Annotated in this window: 4 protein-coding genes; 1 reads left to right on the top strand and 3 read right to left on the bottom strand. The window is 43.5% G+C overall.

The window, feature by feature from the left end:
* Positions 1-2,126 (bottom strand): NADP-dependent isocitrate dehydrogenase (locus BCT81_RS16840; protein WP_102425192.1); only part of this gene is annotated, 2,126 nt, incomplete at its 3' end.
* Positions 2,127-2,444: 318 nt separating this feature from the next.
* Here BCT81_RS16840 and BCT81_RS16835 point away from each other — a divergent pair.
* On the top strand, positions 2,445-3,173 hold the full coding sequence (locus BCT81_RS16835; RefSeq protein ID WP_102425191.1) for a pseudouridine synthase: 729 nt from the start codon (positions 2,445-2,447) through the stop codon (positions 3,171-3,173).
* A gap of 73 nt (positions 3,174-3,246) precedes the next feature.
* Here BCT81_RS16835 and BCT81_RS16830 read toward each other — a convergent pair whose 3' ends face one another.
* Together BCT81_RS16830 and BCT81_RS16825 are read right to left on the bottom strand one after the other, a co-directional pair.
* Entirely contained in the window at positions 3,247-3,894 is a 648-nt protein-coding gene (locus BCT81_RS16830; RefSeq protein WP_102425190.1) for a DUF2057 family protein, read from the bottom strand.
* Positions 3,895-3,968: 74 nt separating this feature from the next.
* Positions 3,969-4,803, bottom strand: an 835-nt coding sequence (locus tag BCT81_RS16825; protein ID WP_102425189.1) for a porin, incomplete at its 5' end; no start/stop codon positions are given.

The raw sequence follows: 4,803 nt of genomic DNA, 5'->3' as shown, positions 1-4,803 counted from the left end.
CCTTGTGCGTTATTTAACTCAGCGACAATTGCTTCTTCGCTTTCGGCTAACTGGCTTGCCACTGCAGCAAATTCAGCTGCAAGGTCAGCATCAACCGTTTGCTCTGCAAGTGCTTTAGCCCAGTATGCCGCTAGGTAGTAGTGGCTACCACGGTTATCAAGTTCGCCCACTCGACGTGATGGTGACTTGTTGTTATCTAGGAATTCACCTGTCGCTTTATCAAGCGCATCAGCAAGAACTTGCGCCTTAGCGTTACCTGTAGCCACACTTAGGTGCTCTAGAGATGCAGCTAGTGCCAAGAATTCACCAAGAGAATCCCAACGCAAGTGGTTTTCTTTCTCTACTTGTTGAACGTGCTTAGGAGCAGAACCGCCAGCACCCGTTTCAAATAGACCACCGCCGTTCATTAGTGGAACGATTGATAACATTTTAGCCGATGTACCAAGCTCTAGGATTGGGAACAGGTCAGTTAGGTAATCACGCAGTACGTTACCTGTAACCGAAATCGTATCTAGACCTTCTTTAATACGAACTAGAGAGAACTTGGTCGCTTCTAGCGGAGAAAGAATCTTCAGTTCTAGACCATCTGTATCATGCTCAGGTAGGTAAGCATTCACTTTCTTAATAAGCTCTGCGTCGTGTGCGCGAGATTCGTCTAGCCAGAATACTGCTGGAGTAGCTGAAGCACGAGCACGTGTCACAGCAAGCTTAACCCAATCTTGGATTGGTGCATCTTTAACCTGACACATACGGAAGATGTCGCCTTCCTCTACGTCTTGTTCTAGAAGTACAGAACCTGAAGCGTCAACCACTTGAACCTGACCAGCAGCTTCAAGAATGAATGTCTTATCATGAGAACCATACTCTTCTGCTTTTTGAGCCATTAGACCTACGTTTGGTACGCTACCCATAGTTGTTGGGTCGAACGCGCCGTTCTCTTTACAGAAATCAATTACTGCTTGGTAGATGCTCGCGTAGCTACGATCTGGGATCATTGCTTTGGTATCTTTTTGCTTACCTTCCGGGTCCCACATTTGGCCAGAAGAACGCAGCATTGCAGGCATAGATGCATCAACAATGATGTCACTTGGTACGTGCAGGTTAGTGATACCACGGTCTGAATCAACCATCGCAAGTGGTGGCTGAGTTTCGTAAACCGCTTGTAAGTCAGCTTCAATTGCCGCTTTTTGATCTTGAGGCAGTGACGCGATCTTAGCGTATACATCACCGATGCCGTTGTTCACATCAACACCTAGCTCTTCAAAAAGCTGACCGTGCTTAGCGAAAACGTCTTTGTAGTAAACCTTAACCGCGTGACCAAAGATCACAGGGTCAGAGACTTTCATCATGGTTGCTTTCATGTGTAGAGAAAGCAGTACGCCTTGCTCTTTCGCTGACGCGATTTCTTTTTCAAAGAATGCCACTAGAGCTGCTTTGTTCATCACTGAAGCATCGATGATCTCTTTATCTTGTAGTGCAAATGCTGGCTTCAATGTTTTCTTAGCGCCATCTTTACCTACAAATTCAATGCTTACTTCTGTCGCACCGTTGATTGTTGTCGATTTTTCGCTACCGAAGAAGTCTTTATCTTCCATACTTGCAACATGCGACTTAGAGTCTGCTGACCAAGCACCCATTGAGTGCGGGTTTTTCTTCGCGTAGTTTTTAACTGAAAGCGGTGCACGGCGGTCTGAGTTACCTTCACGCAATACTGGGTTTACTGCACTACCCTTGATCTTATCGTAAGTCGCTTTTACTGCTTTCTCTTCGTCAGTGTTTGCTTCTTCTGGGTAGTTTGGAAGTGCGTAGCCTTTTGATTGTAGCTCTTTGATTGTTGCTTGTAGTTGAGGTACTGATGCAGAGATGTTTGGAAGCTTGATGATGTTCGCTTCTGGTGTCTTAGCCAATTCACCGAGTTCTGCTAGTGCATCACCAATACGTTGTTCTTCGTTCAAGTAGTCAGGGAAGTTGGCAATAATGCGCCCTGCAAGTGAAATGTCGCGAGTATCAACGTTAATACCTGAAGAAGCTGTAAAAGATTGAATGATTGGCAGTAGAGAGTAAGTTGCTAGTGCCGGAGCTTCATCTGTAATGGTATAGATGATAGTTGGTTTTTCAGTAGGCATGAAATTTCCCTATAGTTCTTACAAGCTCACATGAATAGTGAGATGTTATAAATTGACCAGTAAGCGACTCTGAGAGTGAAAACTGCTTACTCGATAGTCGTACTCTATCTTATTTTTCATGCAATCTAATGACAGCATGAACCAAATCCGTGAGTGCGTTGTTATAATAAAACACGTTGGTATAATTAAACAAATCAGGCTCAAGAGTCCATAAACTTGTTCTATTTTGTGTCTTTTAGGCGCGCAAATGATAGCTCAATTCCGTTTCAGTGAAAACTTTTCAGCACACTTCGTTTACATTTTTGCAAGGTAGTTAACATGTCTACTCGCTCACGCAGCGCTTCTCGTTCAGACAAACCAGCTCGTTCTGGCACCAAATTAAAACAAAACGGCAACAAGCAGGGCCGGAACAGTAATAGAAATAATACTGGCAATGCACACAAGAAATCGTACTCAAGTAAGCACAGATACAAACCTAAATCTGCGGATACAAAACCTAAAATTGCACTCGAAGATCGCAAAATCATTTTGTTCAACAAGCCATTCGATACTTTAAGCCAGTTCACTGATGGTGAAGGCAGAAAGACGCTCGCCGACTTTATTCCAGTAAAAGACGTTTATGCTGCCGGACGACTTGATCGTGACAGTGAAGGGTTAATGGTTTTAACCAATGACGGTATCTTTCAAGCCAAGTTAACTCAACCAAACTCAAAATCACCAAAGACTTACTGGGTGCAGGTTGAAGGCGCACCTTCTGAGGAGGATTTAGATAAATTGAGAAAAGGCGTCGAACTAAAAGATGGTATGACGCTGCCTGCAAAAGTTGAGTTAATGGCAGAGCCAGAGATATGGGACAGAAATCCACCGGTAAGATTCAGAGCTGCAATACCAACGACCTGGTTAGCGATTACTATCATCGAAGGGCGTAACCGTCAGGTAAGGCGAATGACAGCGAATATCGGTTTCCCTACCCTGCGTTTAATCCGTTACTCAATGGGTGACATGAACGTAGGGCAACTCCAGCCAGGTGAATGGAAAGAGATTTAATAAAAGACTAGATAGAAATGAAAAAGCGAGGTGTCTGTTACATAAGAACACCTCGCTCTAAAAACTTTTGATCTTATTTTTGGTCAATCAACCATTTTTGAAATGCTTTACGCTCTTCTTCACTGGCTCTTGAATACCAAAGCTTAAGTTGAAGCGTATTTTCAGACTCTTGAACCGTGCTATCAGCAGCAACAGTCGCACCAACCACAGCACCAGTTTGAACCGCGGCTAATTCTTCTTTCAATGAGCGAATCTTTCCTGAGTCGAAAACTAAACCTCTTTCTTGATTGTAATCTTTAACCAACTGAGGAATATCGCTGTAAGGCAATGCGCCTTGAGATGGCGGTAGAACTTCTTGCGCTACTTTTACATCATCACCGTTTACAGAAATATTGAAAATAGGCAGTTCCCGGTCTACATTTTTTGCGATTTTCTTGTACTTTCGGCTTACAAGATCAACATCAACATCTCCATTTTCAGGAACGGTAAATACCATAATGTAAGGAGCCGTACTGATGAATTCGCGTTTGCCTTTATCGCTCAAATACCCTGTGTAATCTAAAACGAGTTGGTTTTCACCAGAGGTAAGTACAGCATCTTCCACATTTTCAATAACCTCGCCGTTCAAGGTATTTAGTGAAATACCGGTAGCCAAGTCAAGAGCAGCCGTTGCGTACGGTGCAGAGAGTAGGCAGACAAAACTCAAATACCACTTATTCATATACGATTCCTTAATCAATAAATGTAAAAAAGCCAGCTAACAGCTGGCTTTTGTAAAGCATAGTTCACTACAGATTAGAATGTGTAGTAAACACCCGCTGTTACTGTATCAGCATCGTAATCTTTTTGACCAACCGTGTTAAATTCCAGAGTTGCAGTTTGGTACTCAGCTAGGAACAAAATGTTGTCACGGAAAGCGTAATCAACACCGACTACTAGGTTATCTACCTCTGTATCTTTAGCTAACTTAAGATTGCCTGTTACAGTAGCTTCTTCATCAAGGTTTGCAATTGCGTAAGTTGTGTATAGGCGAACCTTATCCATTTGGTATGCAGCCGCGAAGCCCATTGTGTCGCCGTTGAAGTACCCTTTAGCATCCTTGTCAGATACTGAGCCTTTGTATTCCCAGTAACCAAACTCGTTAGCACCCTCAAACTGAGCGTAAGTCAGTGCAAGGTAAAGGCCACCGAACTCAGCAGAAGCCGAAAGGCCTGCAAGAGAGTAATCGATGTCTTTTTCAGCTTCACCAGTAATGTATGAAGTACCGATAGAGAAGTTGCTGAATGCGTAATCCGCAGAGATACCGTAAGTGTTGTCTACATCTTCTTCAGAAGTCGTGTTCACATCAGCGACTAGAGTTAGACCTTCAACAAACTCACCTTTGAACACAACGCCGTGACCTTTAGACTCGCGGTGGTGACCACCAGTAGAGCCCATGTAGTTACCTTCGTTAGTAATGTCGTCTTTTTGGATTGCATCAGCAGATTCTGCTAGGTCGCCAGTCTCACCGAAAGCCATACCCCAAGTGTCAGTTTTGAAACCAACCCATACATCATCAAACTTTGCTTTACCGTCGTCATCTGCTTCGATTTCAAAAGAAGCGAATGCTGTGAACTGGTCATTTAGTTTT

The sequence above is a fragment of the Vibrio sp. 10N.261.52.A1 genome (genome assembly GCF_002876325.1).
In the GTDB taxonomy this organism is placed as follows: domain Bacteria; phylum Pseudomonadota; class Gammaproteobacteria; order Enterobacterales; family Vibrionaceae; genus Vibrio; species Vibrio chagasii.
Note: the sequence above shows the minus strand (reverse complement) of the source record. Positions and strands in the feature narration are given on the sequence as shown.